Origin of the sequence: Rothia sp. (in: high G+C Gram-positive bacteria) (genome assembly GCF_030540545.1) — a bacterium.
GTDB lineage: Bacteria > Actinomycetota > Actinomycetes > Actinomycetales > Micrococcaceae > Rothia.
The window spans coordinates 1-23,870 of the sequence record NZ_JAUNVZ010000008.1 but is presented as its reverse complement, the minus strand read 5'-3'; the positions used below and the strand labels follow the sequence as shown (position 1 = coordinate 23,870).

The 23,870-nt window shown below is 58.1% G+C and carries 18 protein-coding genes and 1 tRNA gene; all 19 read right to left on the bottom strand.

All coding sequences use genetic code 11. From position 1 onward, the window contains the following. Nucleotides 1-251: 251 nt before the first annotated feature. Entirely contained in the window at nt 252-1,889 is a 1,638-nt protein-coding gene (locus tag Q4P78_RS07500) for an L-lactate permease (protein ID WP_303339743.1), read from the bottom strand. A gap of 411 nt (nt 1,890-2,300) precedes the next feature. Then, nucleotides 2,301-3,329 (bottom strand): DMT family transporter, encoded by a 1,029-nt coding sequence (locus tag Q4P78_RS07495; protein WP_303339742.1) that lies wholly within the window; start codon nt 3,327-3,329, stop codon nt 2,301-2,303. Between the two features lie 73 nt (nt 3,330-3,402). Beyond that, nucleotides 3,403-3,476: transfer RNA gene (locus Q4P78_RS07490), tRNA-Pro, on the bottom strand. A 309-nt stretch (nt 3,477-3,785) separates the two neighbouring features. Then, nucleotides 3,786-5,363 carry a ribosome biogenesis GTPase Der gene (gene der, locus Q4P78_RS07485; protein WP_303339741.1) on the bottom strand — a complete coding sequence of 526 codons (1,578 nt, stop codon included), beginning with the start codon at nt 5,361-5,363 and terminating at the stop codon, nt 3,786-3,788. A gap of 67 nt (nt 5,364-5,430) precedes the next feature. After that, nucleotides 5,431-6,144, bottom strand: a complete 714-nt coding sequence (cmk, locus tag Q4P78_RS07480; protein WP_303339740.1) for a (d)CMP kinase — start codon at nt 6,142-6,144, stop codon at nt 5,431-5,433. A gap of 112 nt (nt 6,145-6,256) precedes the next feature. Next, complete coding sequence (locus Q4P78_RS07475; RefSeq protein WP_303339739.1) at nt 6,257-7,396, bottom strand: prephenate dehydrogenase; 1,140 nt, start codon at nt 7,394-7,396, stop codon at nt 6,257-6,259. 50 nt (nt 7,397-7,446) lie between these two features. Further along, nucleotides 7,447-8,517, bottom strand: coding sequence for a pseudouridine synthase (locus Q4P78_RS07470; RefSeq protein WP_303339738.1), 1,071 nt, complete (start codon nt 8,515-8,517; stop codon nt 7,447-7,449). Nucleotides 8,518-8,623: 106 nt separating this feature from the next. Further along, nucleotides 8,624-9,508 (bottom strand): SMC-Scp complex subunit ScpB, encoded by an 885-nt coding sequence (gene scpB / locus Q4P78_RS07465; protein ID WP_303339737.1) that lies wholly within the window; start codon nt 9,506-9,508, stop codon nt 8,624-8,626. Continuing rightward, nucleotides 9,505-10,530, bottom strand: a complete 1,026-nt coding sequence (locus Q4P78_RS07460; protein ID WP_303339736.1) for a ScpA family protein — start codon at nt 10,528-10,530, stop codon at nt 9,505-9,507. Before Q4P78_RS07460 ends, scpB begins: the two co-directional genes overlap by 4 nt. Nucleotides 10,531-10,887: 357 nt before the next feature. Next, nucleotides 10,888-11,748, bottom strand: coding sequence for a ParA family protein (locus Q4P78_RS07455; RefSeq protein ID WP_303339735.1), 861 nt, complete (start codon nt 11,746-11,748; stop codon nt 10,888-10,890). 118 nt (nt 11,749-11,866) lie between these two features. After that, nucleotides 11,867-13,009, bottom strand: coding sequence for a site-specific tyrosine recombinase XerD (locus tag Q4P78_RS07450; RefSeq protein ID WP_303339734.1), 1,143 nt, complete (start codon nt 13,007-13,009; stop codon nt 11,867-11,869). A gap of 3 nt (nt 13,010-13,012) precedes the next feature. Next, nucleotides 13,013-13,792 carry an NUDIX hydrolase gene (locus tag Q4P78_RS07445; RefSeq protein WP_303339733.1) on the bottom strand — a complete coding sequence of 260 codons (780 nt, stop codon included), beginning with the start codon at nt 13,790-13,792 and terminating at the stop codon, nt 13,013-13,015. A gap of 271 nt (nt 13,793-14,063) precedes the next feature. Next, nucleotides 14,064-15,761, bottom strand: a complete 1,698-nt coding sequence (locus Q4P78_RS07440) for a CTP synthase (RefSeq protein ID WP_303339732.1) — start codon at nt 15,759-15,761, stop codon at nt 14,064-14,066. Between the two features lie 281 nt (nt 15,762-16,042). Next, on the bottom strand, nt 16,043-17,749 hold the full coding sequence (gene recN, locus Q4P78_RS07435; protein WP_303339731.1) for a DNA repair protein RecN: 1,707 nt from the start codon (nt 17,747-17,749) through the stop codon (nt 16,043-16,045). Next, nucleotides 17,746-18,777, bottom strand: coding sequence for an NAD kinase (locus Q4P78_RS07430; RefSeq protein WP_303339730.1), 1,032 nt, complete (start codon nt 18,775-18,777; stop codon nt 17,746-17,748). The genes recN and Q4P78_RS07430 overlap by 4 nt, the downstream gene beginning before the upstream one ends. A gap of 533 nt (nt 18,778-19,310) precedes the next feature. After that, nucleotides 19,311-20,051, bottom strand: coding sequence for a TlyA family RNA methyltransferase (locus tag Q4P78_RS07425; RefSeq protein WP_303339729.1), 741 nt, complete (start codon nt 20,049-20,051; stop codon nt 19,311-19,313). Beyond that, a complete protein-coding gene (locus Q4P78_RS07420) occupies nt 20,051-20,323 on the bottom strand; it encodes a hypothetical protein (RefSeq protein ID WP_303339728.1) in 273 nt (90 codons plus the stop codon). The genes Q4P78_RS07425 and Q4P78_RS07420 overlap by 1 nt, the downstream gene beginning before the upstream one ends. A 9-nt stretch (nt 20,324-20,332) precedes the next feature. Beyond that, nucleotides 20,333-21,370, bottom strand: a complete 1,038-nt coding sequence (locus Q4P78_RS07415; RefSeq protein WP_303339726.1) for an HAD-IIA family hydrolase — start codon at nt 21,368-21,370, stop codon at nt 20,333-20,335. Between the two features lie 151 nt (nt 21,371-21,521). Beyond that, the gene (locus tag Q4P78_RS07410) at nt 21,522-22,400 is read right to left on the bottom strand and encodes a thioredoxin domain-containing protein (RefSeq protein WP_303339725.1); all 879 of its coding nucleotides are present in this window, start codon (nt 22,398-22,400) and stop codon (nt 21,522-21,524) included. Between the last annotated feature and the right edge of the window lie 1,470 nt (nt 22,401-23,870).

Genomic DNA, 23,870 nt, shown 5'->3' with positions numbered 1-23,870 from the left:
GTCTATGTGCAGTGCACAGGTCCCTTTAATGCAGTTTTACCTAAAGACCACCCTACCATGAGAATCCTTATAGTTATACCCAGTCACAGCTGATTTTTATGCGCAAAACACAGCACCCCCAAGAGAACACAGGAGAGTCCGCGAAGAGAAAACACAATACAGCACAGCCGGATGCGCACCTGATGAAGAACAGAAGGAACGCATCCGGCTGCAGTATTTCTTCTCAGACCCCTCAGGCCCTCAAGCGGGCGCTAAGCGCCCACCAGGGAGAGCAGGTACACCCAGGCGCACAGCAGCACCAGCAGCCCCAGGCTATAGCGGATCGACATGGAGGTAATCTTTGCTTCCTGACCGGCGGAGTCCACCGCCGCCGCGGCAATCGCAATGGACTGCGGGGAGACAATCTTAGCCATCACACCACCGGCGGTATTGGCAGCCACCAGCAGGGTCGGGGTCGCGCCAATCTGCTGGGCGGTGGTCGCCTGCAAACCGGCAAAGAGAGTATTGTTATTGACCACCGAACCGGTCACGAACACACCAATCCAACCCACAATGGGCGAGAACGCCGGGAAGAGAGTACCCGCACCGGCAAGAGCCAGGGCGATAGCCGAAATCATACCGCCGTAGTTCATCACATTAGCGACCGCCATGACCAGGCAGATCATTAGAATCGGACTCTTGAGCTGATGCCAGGTACCGACCAGTTCCTCGCCAGCCTGCTTCCAGGTGATGTTTGCGGTGAGCACGGTAATCAGAGCCGCGACCAGGATCGCGGTGCCCGAGGCTCCCAGAATCTGCCAGGTGTACACTGCCTTGACCGGGGTGGGGTTGGCGACAATGGGTGCCGTTTGCTGCACTGCCAGGTGCACGCCGGGAATGGGGAAGGTAATACTCGTCCAGGACAGGGCACCACCGACAGCAAAGAGCGGCTTCATAGCGGTAGACCAGAGCAGAATCACAATGGACAGGTAGTAGAAGGGGCTCCAGGCGGCCATCACCTGCTTGAAGCTATAGTGTTCACTGCCCTGCTGTTCCAGTTCTTCAAGGCTGAGTGCAGTGGGTTCACGGTAAATATTTTTCGGCTGCCACACGCGGGCAATAAGCGCCAGAGCAATCAGAGAAAGCAGCGGCGGAATGATATCCACCAATTCGGGGCTGCCCATGGTGGCAAGCATGAGGGACTGGGCGCCGCTATAGACGGCACCGGCTGCCAGAGCCACCAGACCGGTTTCGCGCAGACCGCGCAGACCGTCCTGAATAGCAACCATGAGCACAGGGGTGAGCAGGGCAAAGATTTGCAGCACGGGCACCATATCTGCGCTCAGGTGCGCCAGTGCCACACCGCCTTTTTCCGCGCCGTTGGTGACGGGAATGCCAATAGCACCGTATGCACCCGAGGCTACGTTACCGATGAGCGCCAGCATGGATGCCTTGAGCGGGTTGAAACCCAGGGAGACGAGTAGCGCGGCGCAGATAGCGATCGGGATTCCGAAGCCCGCTGCTCCTTCCAAAAAGCCGCCAAAAGCGAAGGCAATCAGCAGCATCTGCACGCGCTGGTCTGTAGAAATGGAGGAGATGGAGGCGCGCACAATATAGAAATTACCGGCGCGCACGCTCAGGCGGTAGAGCCAGACCGCCATGAGCACGATCCAGCCGATTGGCCAGGCGCCGGATAGGAAACCGTAGAGAATGCCTCCTGCAGCAACGCTGCCGGGCATGCCGAAGACCATCATTCCGATGACCACGGCGAGCGCCAGGGAGATAATGGCTGATTTTAGGCCGCTGAGCTTGAGCACGGTCAAGCCGAGCAGGAAGAAAATAATGGGGATGGCAGCAACCAGGGCTGAGAGAATGGGCTGATTCAGCGGGTCGTAGACTTGTGACCACATGGCTATTCCTTGAGGCAGGTGAGGGGCAACCCGAGCCCACATGTTGGTTTATGTGGGTTTCGGTTTGCCGGTTGATAGGTTATCGCCACGTGCACATGTCGGGATGAAACCCTAGGTCACCGCACTATCTCATGATTTCCTGCGGGGAGCCTAAGAGCTTTTCCACTTCTTACTCTACTCCCCTATTCCCACATAAAACCACATATTCCCACAAAGTGACTGCAAGCTCATAGTTCACTGTGCACCTTTACATTAAGGTCTACCTAAACCTTTAGAAATGTGTGCTTTAAAGCCCTACTTTTCACTCCGCAAAACCATATACACAACGGGGTGCGCATCAGAGCAGCCGCTCCCATACGCACCCCGCGGGTATTGAGATTCTATTATGTAGACAACCGGCACCCCAGAGGTCTATGCCTTAGACTCGGCCTGTTCAGCGTCTTTGAGCTCACGGCGCACATACAGGTTATTCATCACCAGGCCAGCAATAACCAGCAGCGAACCAAGCACAGCGGGCACCGAGGGTAGGGTTGCGGTCATGCACGCCACCACCACAAAAGTAGTGACCGGTTCCAGGTTCACAAAGAGAGTGCCATTGACCGGGCCAATGATCTTATTACCCTCGTTCCACCAGATAACCGCCAGCAGACCCGCGAAGATAATCAGATACCCGAGTTCAAACCAGCCACCGAGAATATCCTGCAAACCGGGCGGCTGAATATAGCCCACAGCGGTAGCGATCAGGGTCGCCGCAGCAATAGAAGGTACCGAAAGCAGCGTGGTCAGTGCACTAAATCGCAGGGTGGACCAATGCTCATAGGAGCTGGATCCGCGCGTGTACAGCACCCAGCAAATCGCGGCAAAGAGCGCGAGAGCCACCCCGAGCGCATCCTGGGAGGAAATCAGGTGAGTGTAGTCGCCATTGGTGAGCACCAGGGACACACCGGCAAATGCAATCACAATAGCCGCCATGGTGTAGCGCGGCGGCAGGGTACGCGTGGCAATACCTGCAATCACGGCGCTAATGGCGGGCATGGTCGCCATCATCAGGCTAATATTCGTGCTGGAGGTGTACGAGAGAGCCGTGAGCGCCGTCAGACCAAAACCACCAAAACCAGCAGAACCGAGCAGCCAGAGGTTCACACCGTGCCCCTCCAGGTGGAAGGCTTTTTTACCTTCTGCACGGTAGAGCATGGCGGCAAGAATCAGCGCTACAGTGCCGTAGCGGATTAGGGTCGCGTGGAACATATTGACCGTGTGCGCCAGGTGGTCGGCTACCGGGTACATAGCACCCCAGAGTACTACGGCGAGCAGGCAGAGCAGGATGCCCTTGAGCGGGTGCGCATGATGCCCGGGTTCTGGGACAGGGGCATAGCCGACGGCGCGATGACTGCCGGTATGTGTCTGATGAGATTCGGGTTGAGTATTGTGTGTGCTCATCTGCTGTACTTTGATATTGTTTGCCTTGTAGATACGAAAAAGTCCCGGATGTTTCCATCCGGGACTTTGTCTGTCGGGTTGACAGGATTTGAACCTGCGACCCCTTGACCCCCAGTCAAGTGCGCTACCAAGCTGCGCCACAACCCGTTCCGTGTTCTCCTGAACACTCATACTACTATACAGGCCATTTTGGGCTCGTGCAACTCAAATCAGCCTTTTTTCTAGTTACCTCAATCACACTCTACATTTCCGGTTTCTTACTACCCAATCCGGCAAGGCTGCGGCTGGCTATCCGGCAAGGCTGTGGCTGGCTATCCGGATTGGGTACAGACAAAGAGAGCCATAGATTTCCAAACCACTAATGGTAGAAATCTATGACTCTCTTCTTAGCCTGTAGCTCCCGCTTCCATTGTCGCACGCGGAATCAAGAAAGGCTTAGGCTCCAGGAGCTATCGATTAGCGACGACCCTTGGAGTTCTTCTTAGCCTTGGCGCTCTGACGCTCGCCCAGGGAACGGCGCTCACGCACACGCATCGAAATCTCAATGGGAGTACCGGTGAAATCGAAGGTTTCGCGCAGACGGCGAGTAATGAATCGGCGGTAGCCGGGATCCAAGAAACCGGTGGTGAACAGCACGAACTTCGGCGGGCGGGAGGAGACCTGCGTACCGAAGAGGATACGCGGCTGCTTACCACCGCGCACCGGGTGCGGGTGTGCTGCAACGATTTCGCCCAGGAATGCATTCAGGCGGCCGGTGGGGATACGAGAGTCCCAGGACTCGAGCGCGTGCTCCAGGGCGGGTACGAGCTTATCCTTGTGCCAGCCGGTCTTTGCGGAAATGTTCACGCGCGGCGCCCACTTCACATGTGCCAGGTCGCGCTCAATTTCGCGTTCCAGATCCCAGCGGCGGTCTTCATCCAGGGTGTCCCACTTATTGAAGGCGAGCACCATGGCGCGACCGGACTCAATGGTGGTCTGGATAATACGCACGTCCTGTTCGCTCAGCGGTTCGGAGACATCCAGCAGAATCACTGCCACCTCGGAGCGTTCCAGGGCGGTCTGGGTGCGCAGGGAGGAGTAGAATTCAGCGCCCTTTGCCATGTGCTGGCGGCGGCGGATACCCGCGGTATCGACAAATCGCCAGAGCTTGCCACCGAGTTCGATGACTTCGTCAATGGGGTCGCGGGTGGTGCCTGCAAGGTCGTTGACCACGGCGCGTTCGCTACCTGCAAGCTTATTCAGCAGGGAGGACTTGCCGACATTGGGGCGACCGATCAGAGCCACTCGGCGGGGGCCGCCGGGGGCTTCGGGTTCTGCGAACTGGGAGTGTTCGGGCAGCACTTCCAGCAGTTCGTCCAGGGCATCTGCCAGGCCTCGGCCGTGCAGACCGGAAACGGGGAAGGGCTGACCCATACCCAGAGACCACAGACCGTACACTTCGGGCTCAAGGTGCGCGTCGTCGATCTTGTTTGCCATGAGGATAATAGGGCGCTTGAAGCGGCGCAGCATGCGCACAATGTGCTCATCGCTGGCGGTGACACCCACGCGCGCGTCGACTACGAGGATCACGGCGTCTGCCTGTTCAATGGCGATTTCTGCCTGGTGGGCGACCTGCGCGTCGATACCGCGTGCGTCGGCTTCCCAACCGCCGGTGTCGACCAGGGTGAAGTGCTTGCCGAGCCATTCTGCCTTGTAGGAGACGCGGTCGCGGGTCACGCCGGGCTTGTCTTCCACGACTGCTTCGCGGCGGCCGAGGATACGGTTAATAATGGTGGACTTGCCAACGTTGGGGCGGCCGACGATGGCTACGACGGGGTCTGCGAGCTGCTCTTCGGGCTCGTCAATATCGAAGCCCCATGCGCCCAGGAGCGCGCGGTCTTCTTCGTCGAGTTCGTAGTCGTCCAGACCGTCAAGCAGCGCCTGTGCGCGCTGTTCGGCGGTTTCGTCGTCAATGCTTGCCAGGCGTTCTGCGATATCGTCTTCGCCGCCGTCGAGGTATTTGGCTTCGTAGTCTTCGTAGTTTTCTTCAGCCATGGTGGCTCCTTTTCCTGCTGTGCCCGTGCGCGGTTTCTTGTGCAGAACCCGGCGGGCTGTCTAACGTTTATTCGAGTTCGTCGGCGTTGCTTGCCGCGGCGCGCTTGGCTTTGACCTGCGCGTTAATGGAGTTGATCACGGCGTTGACGGTTTCGTTGAAGTCCATCTCGCTGCTGTCGATCAGTTCTACGCCTTCTGCAGCCTGCATGAAGTTGTTGACCTTGGAGTCTTTAGCGTCGCGTTCGCTAATCTGCTTGGTCAAATCCTGGCTATCTCCCTTATCTGCCAGTTCCAGGCCGCGGCGGCGCATGCGTACTTCTTCGCTGGCGGTGAGCAGAATGCGCGCGTCCGCATCGGGAGCGACAACGGTGGTGATGTCGCGGCCTTCGGCAACCATACCGTTCATGGCGTGGTCGATGGCCGAGCGCTGCAGGGCGATGAGGTGTTCGCGCACTTCGGGCACGCTGGCTACTGCGGAGACGGCGTTGGAGACTTCTTCGCCGCGGATTGCTTCGCGAATATCACGGGTGCCGACCATGATTTCTTCTTCTGCGGGGTTGCAGCTGAAGATAAGGTTCATGGCTTTGACTGCCTGGGCGATGGCTGCTTTGTCGTCCAGGCTAATGCCCTGGTCGAGTACATGCCAGGTGGCGGCGCGGTACATGGCGCCGGTGTCCAGATATGCCAGACCGAAGTGGCGTGCTACTTCTTTGGCGACGGAGGATTTGCCGCTGCCGGAGGGGCCGTCCATGGCGACGGTGAGTTTGGGGTTCTCGTGCATATCGTCTCTTTCTGCTGTGCCTGTGCTCGTTGTGCCGCGCTGAGGCGGCTGCGCATTTGTCTCTATGCGCGCCGGGTTCTTCACGGCGGATGCGGCGCGCGGGTGCTTGTGGTTATTTTACGACCTTCCAGCCGCGTTCGCTCAGTCCTTTGACCAGTCCATCATGTTTGGAGGGGTTGACGGAGATTTCCGCCATACCGACTTGCGCACCGGTGGAGTGTTCCAGACGCAAATCTTCAATATTGACCTCGAGCTCTCCAATATCGGCGAGCAGCCGGGCGAGCGTGCCGGGTGTATCGTCCACCAGTACGGTCAGGCGTGAGAAGGCGGTAGGCGAGGTGCCGTGTTTGCCGGGGATTCGCGCCACACCGGCGTTGCCTTCGCTCATGAGCTGGGCGAGGTCCAAGCGAGCGCCGGGGCCGGTGGGGTTCTCTAGGGTGTTGATGAGACGGTTGAGGTCTTCACGCACTCCGTAGAGGGTTTGGACGACCGGCTGGGCATTAGCAGCGAATATCTGTACCCAGAGATTCGCGTCACTTGCCGCGATGCGTACCGTATCGCGCAGGCCCTGACCGGCAAGCCCCAGAGCATATAGCGGGGTATCCTGCAGACGAGAAGCCAGCAGGGAACTCATTGCCTGAGGCACATGGGAAATCAGCGCCACGGTCTGGTCGTGCTCGTACACATCCAGCACGGTAATAATGGATCCGAGCTCACCCGCGAGCGCACGAATCATTTTCACCCCGTTGGGGCTGGAGGCTTCGTGCGGGCAGATAATCCAGGGGCGTGCTTGGAAAAGCTCACCGCGTGCTGCCACGGGGCCGGATTTTTCGCGTCCTGCCATGGGGTGCGAGCCCACATAGCGGCGCGCATCCGCACCCGATGCCAGCACCTGGTCGAGCACCTGCACCTTGACCGAGGCGACATCGGTAACCAGCGCCTGCGGGTAGGTGTTCAGTGCGCTTGCGACCACCTGTCCGGCAATATCCGGGGGTGCCGCCACAATAACCAGGCTCGGAGGGGTGAATTCTTCACCACCTGCTTCAGCCCGAGCTTGAACGGCGCTCAAAGGCACGCCGGCGCCGATATCGGTGGCGACTGCCTCGGCGGTGGGCGAAATATCCTGCAGGTACACGCTCAGACCTGCCGCGCGCAGCCCCAGACCGATGGACGCGCCCAGCAGACCGGTGCCAATAATGAGCACCGGCCCGCTCAGCTGGGGGCTGAGGATGGGGTCGTGGTTTTCAGTCACGATCTGCACCTTCTCTTAGGCTTATACGCTTCTGGCTAGCTTTTAGCTGATTACATATCCACCGATGCCAGCAGGTGGCCAATCTCAACCTTGGAGAGGTTACGGATCGTGCCCTGCTTCTGGGAACCGATACGAATCGGGCCCATTTCCACGCGCACCAGCTTCTCCACGGGGTAGCCGACAGCGTCGAACATACGGCGCACAATGCGGTTCTTACCGGAGTGGATGGTGACCTCGATCAGCACGTGGCCGGGGGTGGAGTCCACCAGCTTGAAGGTGTCTACGCGGGATACGCCGTCTTCCAGGCGAACGCCCTTCTTCAGCTGAGCACCAATACCGGGCTCCACCGGGCCGTGAACCTGAACCAGGTAGGTCTTGGGCACCTCGTAGGAGGGGTGAGTCAGGCGGTTCGCCAGCTCGCCGTCATTGGTCAGCAGCAGCAGACCCTCGGTCTCAACGTCCAGACGACCCACGTGGAATACGCGGGTAGTCATGGAGGAGCGCAGGAAGTCCTTAATGCAGGGGCGGCCCTCGGGGTCTTCCATGGTGGAGACCACGCCGGCGGGCTTATTGAACGCCATGTAAATGAGCTTGTCGTTGGTCTGCACGGTCATGCCGTCCACCTGCACGGTGACATCTTCGGGCTTGACGCGCACGCCCAGCTCACGCACCACTTCACCGTTGACGGTCACGCGACCCTCAAGGATCATTTCTTCACACACTCGACGGGATGCCACGCCAGCCTGCGCCATGAGCTTCTGCAGGCGCACGCCGTCATTATCGTAGAAGTCGAAGTGGTCCACCGGGGCATTGCGCGGGCGGCGGGGGCGGTGCGGACCGGCATAGTTATTCGATACGCGGTACTCGCCGCGCTCATTGGCGAATGCTTCGCCGGAGCGGTAGGGGCGACCCGGTGCGCGGCGTTCGCGCTTGGGCAGCTCGGAGAACTTGCCGCGAGCGCCAGCGCCGCCCTTGGGTGCGCCGTACTTGCTGGACTTGGAGGCGGAGGCTCCCTTAAAGCCCTTGCCGCCCTTGGGGGCGCCCTTTGCGGTGCGTGCGCCGGGCTTTGCGCCGCGGGAGCTTGCCGCTCCGCCGCGTCGTGCGTTGTTTCCATATGCCATGGTTTGTCTCTTTTCTTGTCTATGCCGGTGCTTATCACCGGTTATCTAAGGTCTTATCTAAAGTCTTATGCACCCGGGAGTCCGCTGAGCTACATATGTCTATTGACTAGCTATCGAGCGTATCGGGAGCGCCGGATCGTTCGGTACCTTCGGCGAGCACGCTTGCTTCGGTTTCATCCGGTAGCAGGGGCGCCAGCTCCGGTAGCTGTTCTAAGGATTCAAGCCCCAGCTTGGTCAGCAGCAGCTCGGTGGTCTCGTAAAGCATAGTGCCGCCCTCTTTGCCCGCCTCTCGTATGAGCTGCCGTTGCAGTAGTTTACGCACCGCCGCATTGGCGCTGGTTCCTCGCACAGCGCTCATGGCGCTGCGACTGACCGGCTGCTGGTAGGCGATAACCGCTAGGGTTTCCAGCTCGGCGCGGGTCAGTTTGGCACTGTGGCTGCGGGTAACAAAGCGCGCCACCCAGGGGGAAAATTCCGCCCGGGAGTATAGGCGCCAGCCGCCGGCAATCTGCCTCAGCTCATAGCCGCGGGGTTCAGCCTTGTGGGGGTCTTCCGAATCGCTATCGCCGTTATATTCGCGCACCAGCTCGTCCAGCGCCGCTTCGATTCGGCGCTCGGGCACAATGAGAGCAGCGGCAAATTCGCGCACGCTCACCGGGGTGTCGGCAACCGCAAGAATCGCTTCAATGGCGGATTTTACGCCGCCGGGGATGCGCTCCACGCGGGCAAATTCATCATCGCTATCGGCAGGTACTGCCTGCTGAGGTTCCTGCTTGGCACTCGTGCGGGAGGCAGATTTCGGTAAGGAGGCTCGTACTATATCTGCCTCTTCCGGTTCTGGTGCGGGCTCGGACTCAGCAGAGTCAGCAATAGTTTCAGATACAGGCTCAGCCGTTTCTTCTACCGGTTCATCCTCAGCGCCCCAGGAGCCACCCAGAATAATATCCAAATCATCCGGAGTAAATTGATCCTCAAAACGTTCGCCGCTCATTGATACTCCCCTTCCGATTCTTCTGTATCCTGTGCAGGTTCATGTGCAGATTCCGACTCTATCTCGCTGACCTGCAAGGCACCGGGCTCAAGAGTTTCACGCTTGCTCGAGTCGCGCTCAGCCAGATAGGATTCATAGTCCTCGCGGGTGAAAAAGCCCGCGGCACGCACCTCAAAACGCTCACCGGCACTCACGCGCAATTGTCCCAGGCTCTGCTCCTGGCTCAGCTGCACCGCGCCGTCTTTATAGAGTTCCAGTAGCGCCAAAAAGCGAACCACCGCAACCTGCACACTACCGGCACCGCGCACCAGGGTTCTAAAATCCACCGGCTCGCCGGGCGCTACAGAAAGCGTATCGAGCACGAAACGCTCCTGCTCGGCAATGGTCGTCACCGAAGAATGCAGATGTTCGTTCAGCTCTTCAACCAGCTGTTCCGGTTCCTTCTGATCCCGATGCTCGGCGCTCTGAGCACGAGCAAAAGCCGCCGCCGCAATAGATGCGAACTCTTCCACACCCACATCGAAAACCAGCTCCGGTAGAGCCTTAGCGAATTTCTCCTCCAGGCTGACCGTGCGCGCAAAACGCTGCGCCTCAGCGGCCCAGCGGGAAGCAAAAATATCGGCAACCTGACGGTACGCACGGTATTGCAGCAGGCGAGCAAAGAGCAGATCGCGCGCCTCCAGCAGAGCCACATCCGCCTCGGTCGGCTCACGGTGTGTGGGTAGCAGACGCAGGGTTTTGAGCTCCAGCAGGGTCGCAGCGGTCACCAGAAATTCGCTGGCTTCTTCCAGGGCGGGAGTGCCCAGGGGGAAACGCTGGCTAATATAGGCGATAAACTCATCGGTAACCTCCGCCAGGGCAATATCGGTAATATCCAGCTGGCGGCGGGTAATAAGGGTGAGAAGTAAATCAAAAGGACCCGAGAAATTCGGCAGGTTCACGGTAAAGACTGCACCGTCCACCGTAGGCTCCGCATTCTGCGGGTTCGATGTCGGTACCGTCTCGGCAGCGACTGTGGTCATACGACCTTATCTCCTTAGAGTTTGAGAGGTGCGGATTTTCACCGCACACGAGCATCTGTATAGAGCACAGAGCTACTTACAATTTTACCCTCTGGGCGCCTTAAAAACAAGAGATTTATGGGATTCTCGAGGTGGATGCACCCCACAGCAGAAGCTGCGCCCGCGCCTCTCCAGCGCTTGCCAGCAGCCCCGCGAGCGTCTGCTTACCCCCTGTTTTCGGGCGCACACGGAACACAAAAACGTGGCACCCCAGGATACGAAAACGGGGTGCTTCTCCTCTGCCTGTACCGCCACCGGAAGTAACCGGCAGCAGCACAGCCGAAAAGAAACACCCCGCCTATGCTTACCCCTAAGGGTTTAGGGAGCACCGCCCTTATAAATCAGCTCACGAGCCACCTGACGGTACGCTTGCGCACCCGGGTGATTCGAGGCGTAAGAGAGAATCGGCTCAGCCGCCACGGTCGCATCCGGGAACTTCACGGTACGCTTGATCACCGTGTCGAAAACCTTATCGCCAAAGGCGTCCACAATACGCGCCAGCACTTCCTTAGAGTGCAAGGTACGCGCATCGAACATGGTCGCCAGCACGCCGGTAATCTCCAGCTTCGGGTTCAGACGATCCTGCACCTTCTCAATGGAATCCACCAGCAGAGCCACAGCACGCAGAGCGAAGAACTCACAAATCAGCGGAATAATCACGCCGTCCGAGGCAGTCAGGGCGTTGACGGTCAGCAGGCCCAGGGAGGGCTGGCAGTCAATGAGGATCACATCGTACTCATCCTGTACCTTGCGCAGGGCGCTTGCCAGCACCTGCTCACGCGCAACCTCATTCACCAGCTGCACTTCAGCGGCGGAGAGGTCAATATTGGCGGGCAGCAGGTCAATATTCTCCACATTGGTGTGCAGAATAACGTCTTTAATATCGACCTTGCGGTCCATCATGACGTTATAGACGGTCAAATCCAGCTCGTGCGGGTTCGCGCCGAAACCTGCGGAGAGCGCGCCCTGCGGGTCGAAGTCGACCATCAGCACCTTGCGACCGCACTCAGCAAGAGCGGCGCCCAGGTTAATAGTCGAGGTAGTCTTACCCACGCCGCCCTTCTGATTCACCATCGAAATAATGCGGGCGGGTCCGTGGCTGGTCAGGGGCTTCGGGTCCGGGTAGACGCGGAAGGGGCGCCCGGTCGGTCCGAATTCTTCTACCTGTGATTGGGTCAACGTCGTTTACCTTCTCCAAATTCAACAAAAACTCTAAAGTCAAGATTACCGCAGAAACACGCCCACGGGCGAAAATACGAGCAGAAACCCGTAGCGAACAGCCAATTATGCCTCCGTTCTAGCCCGCGCGGTAGTGCGCACGCGGATGAGCCGAACGATACACCTCCGCCATCGCGTCCTGAGTCACCTTGGTATAAATCTGCGTGGTGGCGATCGAGGCGTGGCCCAGCAGCTCCTGCACCACGCGAATATCAGCCCCACCCTGCAGCAGATGAGTGGCAAAAGAATGACGCATGGAGTGCGGGGAGAACTCCTGCCCCAGTCCAGCCTCTGCCGCGGCTTCTTTAAGCATGGTCCAGGCGGTTTGACGGCTCAGACGCTGCCCGCGGGCATTAACAAAAAGAGCCGAAGTACCCGCGCCATGAGCCACAAAAGAAGGGCGAGCGCGCACCATATACTCTTCAATTGCCCGCTGAGCGTAGGAGCCCAGGGGCACCAGGCGTTCCTTGGATCCCTTGCCGAAAAGACGCACATAGCCCGGTAGGCTCACGCTCTGCCCATGATCATCCACGGTGGTTTTGCCCAGGTGGATATCGTCAATATCGGCGCCGAGCATTTCGCTCACGCGCGCGCCAGTGGCGTAGAGGAATTCCAGCATGGCGCGCTCGCGCAATCCCGCCGGGGTTTCGGTATTGGGTACTGCCAGCAAGCGCTGAATATCCTCAACGCTGACTGCTTTGGGTAGGCGTTTGGTGAGTTTCGGGGGTTTGACCGGGGCGGCAACGTCCTGTTCGAGCATGCGGGTTTCAAACCAGAAGGCATGGGCGCCGCGTACTGATGCCATGGCGCGCGCAATGGAGTTGGCGCCCAATGCCGGGGGTAGCTCTTTGAGAGCATCCAGGCTCTCAGCATTATCTGTCGGGGAGGCAGGTTGTGCGGATTCGGGCGCTTGCGCGTTTCTCTTGGGCGCGCGTCCCATGGAAGAACTCATAATGAGCTCTGTTAGGCTCTCTTCTGCTTCCGCGGCGCTAAGGCGCACCGGCATGGGGATGGTGGGGTCTGCCAGTTCGCGCATAAAGAAGCGCACATCAGCGGTACGGATGGAGGTTGCATCCACGATGCCGCGCGCTTGTAGCACTCGCGCGTAGCGGCGCAAATCCCGGGCATAGGATTCAACAGTATGTTCACTGGCGCCTTTTTCGGCGCGCACGTGAATCACATACTGTTCAATATATTCTTCGAGGGCGGTTTGTTCCCCCACCGGCTACGCCTTCTTCTCTTCGAGGGTGGGGTATTCGCCCTCGCTATAGCGGGTGCGGCGGCCCGAACGATAGGGGTGGAAATCCCAGGAATCTTCGGCAGGGCGCAGTCCTTCGAAGGAGTTGAGGGAGGCAACATAGCTTGCCATGATTGCTTGGGCGGTCATACCGTTGTGGATTTTTCCGCCCAGTACCAGGGCTACGGCTTTCTCCAGGGGTACCCAGGCGAAGATTGCTTCGGCTTCTTCGGCGCTGCGTTCGTGGCGTTCGTGCACCGGCACTTCGCTCAGGTTGCGTGCCAGGTAGATGCGGCTGGCTTCATCGCATTGTCCGGAGGAGCTGAAGTAGTCTACGAGGGAGTGCCAGGTTTCGGCGCGAAGGTCGGCTTCTTCTGCCAGTTCGCGCACGGCGACGGCGAAGGGGGCTTCATTAGCTCCTGCTGCGATTTCTTCGGCGCTCAGTCCGTCATTATCAAGTAGCCCGGCGGGGATTTCCCACATAAGCAGGCGCGTGGGGTGGCGGTATTGGCGCAGTAGCAAGATCTCGTTCTTTTCGTTCACGGCGGCTACCGCTACGGCACCGGGTAGGGAGGCTACGTCGCGACGCAGTTCTTCATGCTCATTGAGCATAAAGGTTTCTTCCATCATCTGTACTACGTATCCGTGGTAGCGCAGACTCCGGCCGGTAATGGGTCGGATGGATTCGAGGTCTTCAACCGGCACAGTGTGTCCGTCATGTTCGGTAACTACTATTTGGTGCGCGTAGGAGGTATTCTTCGAGGTCATACACCCATTTTATCCGTTCGGCTTCTCCCCTTCCGCTGCCCCTTTTCAGGGACGTGAGGGGCAATATGCCAGCCATCTTAAGAAGCAGGAGCAGGTAGAGGGAAGGTTGAGCGCTATTAGCTGACAGATTTCGCCCTCGCGAAATATGATAGCTCGTGCGCGAATGCTTTTTCCTCGTACCGCGACCCAGCCTCAAAAACTCACGCTCAGAAAACATCAAAGGCTCGTAACCTCTTCGGTTACGAGCCTTTGGTTCAAGACCTATATGTCTTTACTTAGCATCGCGGAAGTCAATAGCCGCGGAGATCAGACCGTTGAACAGCGGGTGTGCCACGGTCGGACGGGAACGGTACTCGGGGTGTGCCTGAGTTGCCACGTAGTAGGGGTGAGCCTCAGCGGGCAATTCCACGTACTCCACCAGGGAGGAATCCGGGGAAGTACCGGAGATACGCAGGCCTGCTGCTTCCAGCTGCTCGCGGTATTCGTTGTTCACCTCGTAGCGGTGGCGGTGACGCTCAGCCACTTCGGTTGCACCGTATGCCTTGGCAACCTGGGAACCCTCAACCAGGGTTGCCGGGTACAGACCCAGACGCATGGTGCCGCCCATATCGCCTGCACCGTCGACGAACTGCTTCTGCTCTTCGATGGTTGCAATCACGGGGACGGGGGTCTCCGGATCGAACTCGGTGGAGGATGCTTCGGGCAGGTTCAGCACGTTACGTGCGTACTCGATCACCATGGACTGCATACCCAGGCAGATACCCAGGGTGGGTACCTTGTTTTCGCGGGCGTAACGCAGTGCGCCGATCTTGCCGTCCAGGCCGCGGATGCCGAAGCCACCGGGTACGAGGATTGCGTCCATGTCGCGCAGCTGGTGTGCTGCGCCTTCTTCGGTGGCGCACAGATCAGCTGCGATCCACTTGATGTTGACCTTCACATTGTTTGCGAAGCCGCCGGCGCGCAGTGCTTCGGAGACGGAGAGGTATGCGTCGGGCAGGTCGATGTACTTACCGACCAGTGCTACGTTGACCTCGGATGCGGGGTTGTGCACTGCGTTGAGCAGGCGGTCCCACTTGGTGAAGTCGGGCTCGGGTGCTTCGATGCCGAAGAAGCGCAGGATGTAGTCATCCAGCTTCTGGGAGTGCAGGGTCTTGGGGATGTCGTAGATGCTGGGTGCATCGGGGCAGGAGATAACTGCTTCAACATCCACGTCGCATGCGTTGCCGATCTTCTTGCGGTGGCTATCGGGCACGTCGCGCTCACAGCGCAGGATCAGACCGTCGGGCTGGATACCCAGGCCGCGCAGTGCTGCAACGGAGTGCTGGGTGGGCTTGGTCTTCAGCTCGCCGGAGGGGCCGATGAAGGGCACGAGGGAGACGTGCAGGAACAGGACGTTGTTGCGTCCTACATCGCGACGTACCTGGCGTGCTGCTTCCATGAAGGGCAGGGATTCGATATCGCCGACGGTGCCACCGATTTCGGTGATGATAATGTCGGGTGCGTTTTCGCCCTGCGCTGCGTGGCGCATGCGTGCCTTGATTTCATCGGTGATGTGGGGGATGACCTGTACGGTGTCCCCGAGGTATTCGCCGCGGCGTTCCTTTGCCAGGACGGTGGAGTATACCTGTCCGGTGGTCACGTTGGAGGACTGGTCGAGGTTCTCATCGAGGAAACGCTCGTAGTGTCCAATGTCGAGGTCGGTTTCTGCGCCGTCGTCGGTTACGAACACTTCACCGTGCTGGAAGGGGTTCATGGTACCGGGGTCGACGTTCAGGTAGGGGTCGAACTTCTGCATGGTTACGGACAGGCCGCGTGCACGCAGGATGTTACCGAGAGAGGAGGCAGAGAGACCCTTGCCGAGGGAGGATGCAACGCCGCCGGTTACGAAGATTTGGCGGGTTACCTTGCCGTTGGAAGACGCATTATTCGCGTTAATATTTTCATTCACCACGGAATTCAAGGATACCATTTGTACTACTCCTATCTCAAGGAGGGATTCACCGGTGGGCGAATCCCTGTATTAGGGGGTAGCCGGTCTGCTTAGGCGCTGTATAGCGCCTGTAGCGTCTCGACTCTTTAGGCACTATAAGTACCCTGGGCGGGCTTTTATTCCCTACCCTCTACTCTATACCAGCGGCGGGCTTTGTGCCCTGTTTTGGGGCGTGTGTTCGAAGGTGTTATTGCTTTCATCCACACCGCTTCTTACGCTTCTCCCCTGCCCATATGACAGGGAGAAGCCCTGCTGCCGGGCTAGACCTGGCGACCAGCCGCCAGCAGCTCACGAGCGTGCTCCTGAGCAGCCTCGGATTGATCGTGACCGGAGAGCATACGCGCCAGCTCCACCACGCGCTCTTCTTCACTCAGTACCTGCACCTTGGATAAGGAAGCATCGTCATTTTTGAGCACGAGGATGTGCTGGTCGGCAAAGGCAGCAACCTGCGGCAGATGGGTGACCACCAGAACCTGTACATGCTTGGCGAGCATGGCTAGACGGCGACCGATTTCGATAGCTGCTTTACCACCCACACCCGAGTCCACCTCATCGAAGATAAAGGTGGGTACCGGGTCGACTTCTGCAAGCACAACTTCCAGAGCGAGCATCACGCGCGAGAGCTCACCACCGGAGGCGCCCTTACCCAGGGGGCGGGGCACCGCGGTTTTATGGGGCGCGAGCATAAAGCTCACGCTGTCTTTACCGTGGGCAGAGAATTTCTCAGCTTCACTGACCTCAACAACCAAGCTGGCGTTGGGCATGGCAAGTGCGGTGAGTTCTTCACTCACGGCGTGCGCAAGCTTCTGCGCGGCCTCTTGGCGCATACGCATAAGCTTTTGAGCGGATTCACCGAGGTTTTTACGCAGCTGTACCAGCTCATTTTCGAGGGCTTCAAGACGTGCGGGGTTATCGTCCAGGCTCTCTAGACGCACACGGGATTCTTCAGCCCATGCGAGCACTTCGGCAATATCGGCGCCGTATTTGCGGGTAAGGGTTTTGAGAGCCGCGCGGCGCTCCTGAACCTGCGCCAAACGCCCCGGGCCGTCACTATCCAGGGATGCCATATAGGATGCCAGATCGCTGGCGGCGTCGGTGGCTAGGATCAGCACTTCATTCACGCGCTCAGTCAGGGCCGCTAGTGCCTCGTCGGAGGAGGACTGGGCGGCAAGGGCGGTGCGGGCAGCATCCAGCAGAGCAAGTACGTTACTTTCGTCCCCACTGCTATACTCGCTGCCCGAAAGAGCTGCGGAGGCGATAGCGGAGGCCTGACGTAGAGCCTCCACATTCATGAGTTTCATGCTTTCAACACGCAGCGCTTCATCTTCGCCTTCTACGGGTGCGACGGCGTCGATTTCTGCCAGGGCGCCCTGCAGGGTCTGAGCTTCCAGAGCGCGGGCGCGGGCGTTTTCACGCATTTCTTTCAGCGCCGAGGCAACCGCACGGTATCGCTCGTACACGCCGCGGTATTCCTCCAGTGCCTGAACCAGGGGCGCACCGGCGTAGGAGTCCAGGGCATGGCGCTGTTCGCTGCTGGATTTCAGGCGCAGCTGATCAGACTGACCGTGGACGGCAACCAGGGTTCGGCCAATATCTGCCAGGGTACCAATGGGTGCGGTACAACCACCCACATGGGCACGGGATCGGCCGGAGGCGTTAACGGTGCGTGCCAGCAGCAGCTCGGAGCTTTCGCTGTCAATGTCTTCCACGGTGCCGCCGGCGTTATGAGCCAAGTCCAAAGCGGCGTGGTTTTTGGGTAGGCGAATGACCGCTTCTGCGAGCGCATTCTTGGCGCCATTGCGCACGCTGGTCGCATCGCTTCGATTGCCCAGCAGCATACCTAGGGCGGTAACGACCATGGTTTTACCCGCGCCGGTTTCGCCGGTGAGTACGGACAGGCCGGGCTCTAGGGGCAGGCGGGCATCGGTAATAATACCCAGATCGCGGATATGGATTTCTTCAATCATTGCTTCGCTCCTTCCTGAGTTTCCGGCACGTCAGAAATGTTTAGAGAATCATTGTTCGTAGAATTATCGTTCGCTTTTGCACCCTGAGTATCCAGATGAGGAACACGAGAACGATGCCCCTGCGGGCCACGCCAGCCGCGAATGGGCAACTCAAATTTACGCACCACGCGCTCCGAGAAGGGAGCGGGGTGGATGCGCGCCAACAGCACGGGCTTGGGGCTGCGGCGTGCCTCGATACGGCTACCGGGTAGCAGTTCGCAGGTTCGGCGGCCATCGCACCAGAGCAGACCGGGAGCCTGATTATCGGGTAGGATCTCAACCGCCATCATAGAGTCGGGCGAGGTCACCAGGGGGCGTGCAAAGAGGGCGTGGGCAGATAGGGGAACCATGAGAATCGCCTCCACCTGAGGCCAGACTACAGGGCCGCCTCCGGAGAATGCATAGGCAGTGGAACCGGTGGGGGTTGCCATGACCACACCATCGCAGCCGAAGGTGCTCAACGGTCGGCGGTCGACCTCAATAATGACCTCGATCATTTTGCCGCGATCGCCTTTTTCCACACTGGCTTCATTCAGTGCCCAGTTTTTGTGCACGCATTTGCTCTCGTGCCAGACTTCAATATCGATTGCCATGCGCTCTTCAACCTCGTATTCGCGGTTGACGATACACTCGACGGTTTCACTCAGATCGCTTTCTTCGGATTCGGCAAGGAAGCCCACGTGGCCGAGGTTCACGCCGATCAGGGGAATTTCGGTGTGGCGAACCATATCGGCGGCACGCAGAATGGAGCCGTCACCACCGAGGACCACGCCAAGTTCAATATCATTGAGCGCCACGCTTTCGTGTAGCATTTGCACGGGTACGGGCTGCTGCCAGTTCTCCATGAGTGCCTCCAGATCGGAGCGACTCATGACAGGAATGAGCCCGGCGTGGTGCAGCTGCGCACAGGTTTGACGTGCGGCATCTCGTGCTTCCTTGCGCCCGGTGTGGGCGAAGACGAGGATTTTACGCTCGGTGCGCGCGCTCATGACAATCCTTTCTATCGAAGATAATCCCGATAAATTATCTCGTATACCCATACTACACCATGGGCTGCGAATTGGGGCGTGTCACGCGCATATTCGAAGATTATTTCGTGCAGAGCATGGATTGCCTCCCGAACGTTTCTCCTCTGTCGGCCTCTTTCTATGGACTGGGCGCTGCAGGATTGGAAGGCCCAGCGCAGAATGTACCCGTATCAGTAATTCATCAGGATGTAGATATTGAAGACCAAATTAAGCTTCTGGATTTCCTGAACGACTAGGTACAGCTGCACAATTACGCCTACCAGACGGGTGATACTCAGAAGCGTGCGAATCGCACTTCTAATTCCTATACCTCGATCAAGGAGACCTGTTTCAACCTTGATTATTTGTATAGGAACAAAGGGGGGTGGCGGTACCCTTCAGGCGCTTTTTTCCCAGCACCTTGTGTTCTCCTGGCGAGCATCCTTATACGATAGAACAGTGCAGGGTGTAGATAGTCTCTACACCCCGCATTGTTCCCTACTCGCTCTGTACTTCTAAACGGGCTTTACGCACCAGAGGAAATACTCACGGTTACCGTCCTGACCGGGCAGAGGCGAAGGCACTGTACCGCGCACCTGCAGCCCGTGCTCCACAGCACTCATCAGCACACGATCCACAGCCTGCTGCTGTACTGCCTCGTCCAGCACCACGCCGCCGCGGTTAATCTGGTGCTTACCCACCTCAAATTGAGGCTTAACCATCAGCACCAGATCCCCTCCCGGGGCAGTCGCCTCGGCAAGAGCCTTCATCACCAGGGTCAGCGAAATAAAGGACAGGTCAGAGACCGTCAGATCCACCTGACCGCCAATATCCTCAGGGGTCATATAGCGCACGTTCATGCCTTCATAGACCTGCACTCGCTCATCGTGACGTATTGCGTCTACCAGCTGGTCGTGCCCCACATCCACGGCGCACACCTGCTCGGCTCCGCGGCGCAGCAGCACATCGCTAAAACCGCCCGTGGAGGCGCCCGCATCCAGGCAGCGCTTACCCTCCACGCTAATCTCGCTGAAGGTATCCAGGGCACCGGCAAGCTTATGCCCGGCGCGGCTAACGTACTCGGTCAGCTCACTGGCCAGCACGCGCAGGGTGTCCTCGGGTTGCACCATATAGGAGGCTTTGCGTATGGCTCGGCCATTAATGTGTACGTCTCCTGCGGCAATGAGTTTCGCCGCGAGGGTGCGCGAAGAGGCCAGCCCGTGCGCGGCGAGGTATTTATCCAGGCGCTCAGCCACTATTCTCCTTTGTCTTCAGAATTGCCCGGTTCAGCGGTGGAGGCGCTCTCCGGTTCGCTCAACTCCTGGACAGATTCTTCCAGGGTAGATACCAGGCTCTCCAGCTGCTCTTGGGCGTCGCTTTCCCCGGATACCAGCGCCTGAATATCCAGCTCCTTGAGCGATTCAAAGAATGCCTGTTCTTCGTTCTGAATCGCAGATTCAAGAGCCGAGGGCTCCACACCTTCTATAGCGGCGCGCTCTTGAACGCTCAGGTTATCGTTCATGCTCATAGAGGTGCCTTAGGAATCCTGACCGGGCATATTAACAAAGCTCGGGGTCTTCGCCTCGCTCGGGTAGCTTGCCCACCAGGCAGCAATAGCCACACGCCATGCCTCTAGCTCAGACTCGCTACCGGCAAAAGATTCATCGGCAGCAAAGCCCTCCGGGGCATACATATGAATCGAATCTCCACGCACAATAGCCTGCCACTTCGGGCCGTAGGCAATGGTCTCATAGCCCTCATACATGACGTCAATCTGAGGATACTCAGCAAAGAAATCCTCCAGAGTGCGCAGCACATAGGTCGGGCGCTGGTCGGGAACAGCCGCAATCACATCGGCGTAGCTCTGCACGCCGGTGAGTACCAGGGCGCTATCCATCTGCGCACGGTGACCGCCCAGAATATCGGTATCCAAACGATCGCCCACAATCACCGGGCGCTGCGAATTCACAGACTGAGCCGCAGCGTGGAAGATCGGAGCCTCCGGCTTACCCGCCACCAGCGGAGTGCGACGCGTTGCAGTACCCACAGCAGCCACCAGGGTGCCATTACCCGGGGCGATGCCGCGCTCCTTTGGGATCGACTGATCGGTATTGGTCGCCAGCCACAGCACCTCCGGATCCGCCAGGGTGTAGGCAGCTTCCGCCAAATCCTCCCAGACTATCTTCGGATTAAAGCCCTGCACCACAGCAACAGGCTCCTCCGCCTGAGAACGCACCGGCACCAGACCCACCTCGCGAATGCAATCCGCCAAATCCTCGGTACCGGTAACGAGCACCTTAGCGCCCGCATCCAAACGCTCAGCCAGCACACGAGCCGCCGCCTGCGCCGCGCTCACCACGTGGTCCGCGTCGGTCTCAACGCCCAAATCGCGCAGATGCTGCGCCACGGTTTCCACAGAACGCGAGGCATTATTGGTCACGAACACCACCGGGATACCGCTTGCCTGCACACGGTTCAGAGCCTGCGGAGCACCCTCAATCGCAAATGGACCGGCGTACACCACACCGTCCAAATCCGAAAGCAGAGCATCATAGGACTCAATCAACGAAGCCATTAGTCAAACCTTTCATCAGCCATACGCTGTACATCTTCCTCTATTCTACGCTCAGGCGCCCCGCCAACCCCAGAGGCTCCGCGCCCACACGCACACCGGGGCAAAAGAAATAGCCCCCGCGCATACGCACGAGGGCTATCGAAGCGAAAAACTACTTCTTCTTCGCGTCAATCTTCTGCTTCAAGAAAGCACTAAAATCGCTACCGGTGTACTGGTCGCCATCCACAAACACGGTCGGAGTACCGGCAATACCGTTATTCACAGACTCAGTGTTCAGAACATCCACCAGGGGGCGCCACTTATTCTCGTTCAAATCCGAAGAGATATCAGCACCGTACTTCGAAGCAATATCAGCGATCTCCTGGTTGGTCAGGTCCTTCTTACCCTGGTAGGTGAACAGCTCACGCTGGAAGTTCAGGTACTGGGTGGTCGACACCTGGTTCGCCACAGCGTAGGCTGCATTGGCGGTACGAGAAGAGTACTGAGTCGGGGAAACACGATCCAGGAAGATCAGGTTACGCACCTCAAGAGTGATGGTGCCGTCCTCAACCAGCTTCTGAATCTCCTCGCCGTAACGCTCCTCAAACTCGCGGCAGTGGATGCAGTTGAAATCCTGGAACACGGTCACGCGCACAGCCTGGCCGTTCTTCGCGGACTCCTCAGCATTCTGCATGCCCAGGGGCAGCGCGTGGGCGGTTGCATCCGGGGTGCCGTTCAGGGTCGGGTTAATGCTCACAGTGGAGGTGCCCAGAGCCTCAAGATTACGGGTCTGCTCGGAGGACGCATTCTTTACAATGCCGTCCTTGGTCAGCACAATACCGCCGTACTGGTTCGCACTAGCCGGCACCGGACCGGAGTTCGGGATCTTCGAGTTCTGGTTCTGATAAAACACAAACGCAAAGACAGCGACCAGAGCCGCAACAACCAGCAACACGGTCAGCTGAATCCAACGACGGCTCGATGCAGCAGTATTGTTCTTCGCCTGCTTAGCTGCGAGCTGGCGGGCTTTTTCGCGGGCGTCAGTAGACATACCTGCTCCTTTATATCTCGTGGAGGCGCGTTGTTGAGAGCACGCGCCGGAGGTATCTTTATCTACCCTACCTAAGCTCTGGGCGGAACGCTAGTTTATGACCCAAAATGTGGGTTCTCACGCTTTGAGCAAAATTTTACATTACAACTAATTTAGTGAATTTCTGGCTATCTAATGGCTATATACGTCTACTAGATTCTGCGTATCTGAGTGCTCTCATGCTCTCATGCTCTCATAGATTCTATGTGTTTGTATGCCTTATTAGTCTCATAGGTTCTGTGCGTTTACTTGTGTTATCGGTCTCATAGATTCTGCATCTTGAACCCGATTACATATCTTTTTACCCCAATCCGGCAAGGCTGTGGTCACCAATCCGGCAAGGCTGTGGCTAAAACATTCGCCAGGGATGATGCTCTTTAGACCCAGGCTTTCTGAGGTTGGGTCGCGGTGCGAGGAAAAGGCGTTCGCGCACGACCCTGATCATTTCGCTGGAACGAAATGTCCAGGCTAATAGCGCTCAACCTTTTCCTCTGCCCTGCTCCAGTTCCCGAGATTGCTGCTTTTCTTTTCTGCTTGGCTTTGGTCTGTATCTTGCGTTCCCAAGATGGCTGGATTCCCTGATCTCCCGTGTGGGTTCCCCATTACCTCTCACACTCTGCAGATGGTTGGGGCTTATCCGCGTACAGTCCTGAGAGGGGACGGAGAATGGGGTTCTACGCTTCTCACCTTCCCCACGCATTGCCCAGTGCTCTTTTCCCCAACTTCGGAGTGGTAACGTTTCTGGGGCTTCTCCCCCTTTTTTTTCTTGAGTGCTCTATGTTTTCTTTCCGTGTCGCGAATACTATTTTTTGTCGCGAGGGGTGTCTTCCCTCGCGATGAAAAATAGTATTCGCGAGGTGAGCGGGTATCTTATACACCCGCATGGAATGGACCTCTGACGATCAGGTAAGAAGCACATGCCAGTGGCCTGAAAGAACGCAGTTGTCTGGGGACCGTCCTATGCGCCCATATTGACCTGATGTGCTATTCCCAGCCCATGCCCAAGAACGATATTTACCGACAAGCTGTGAGCGGGCAAAGTGTCTATTGAGTAGAGTATTTCATGACTCAATGAGCATTATCTACGCTCACAGCCTGTCAGTAGTCGTATGGGATGAGCCTCTGACGAACAGGCAAAAAACACACGCTACTGGTCTCAACAATACTAGTACCTGGGACTCCTCCCTCGCATTAGCCCATCAATTCAAATACACGGCGCCACGAGCATCAGCACAAACCCCTTTCCACCCCCGCACCCAAAACACACACAAAAAAAAGGGGCACCCAAAGACACCCCCAACAACCACACAACCACAAAAAAGAGAGACCCCAGAACCACAACCGTGACCCCAGAACCTCTCCAAACAACCCAAACGGGGTTATTACCCAAAAACCATACAGTGAACGCAAACAACACAACATCTTGAAAAG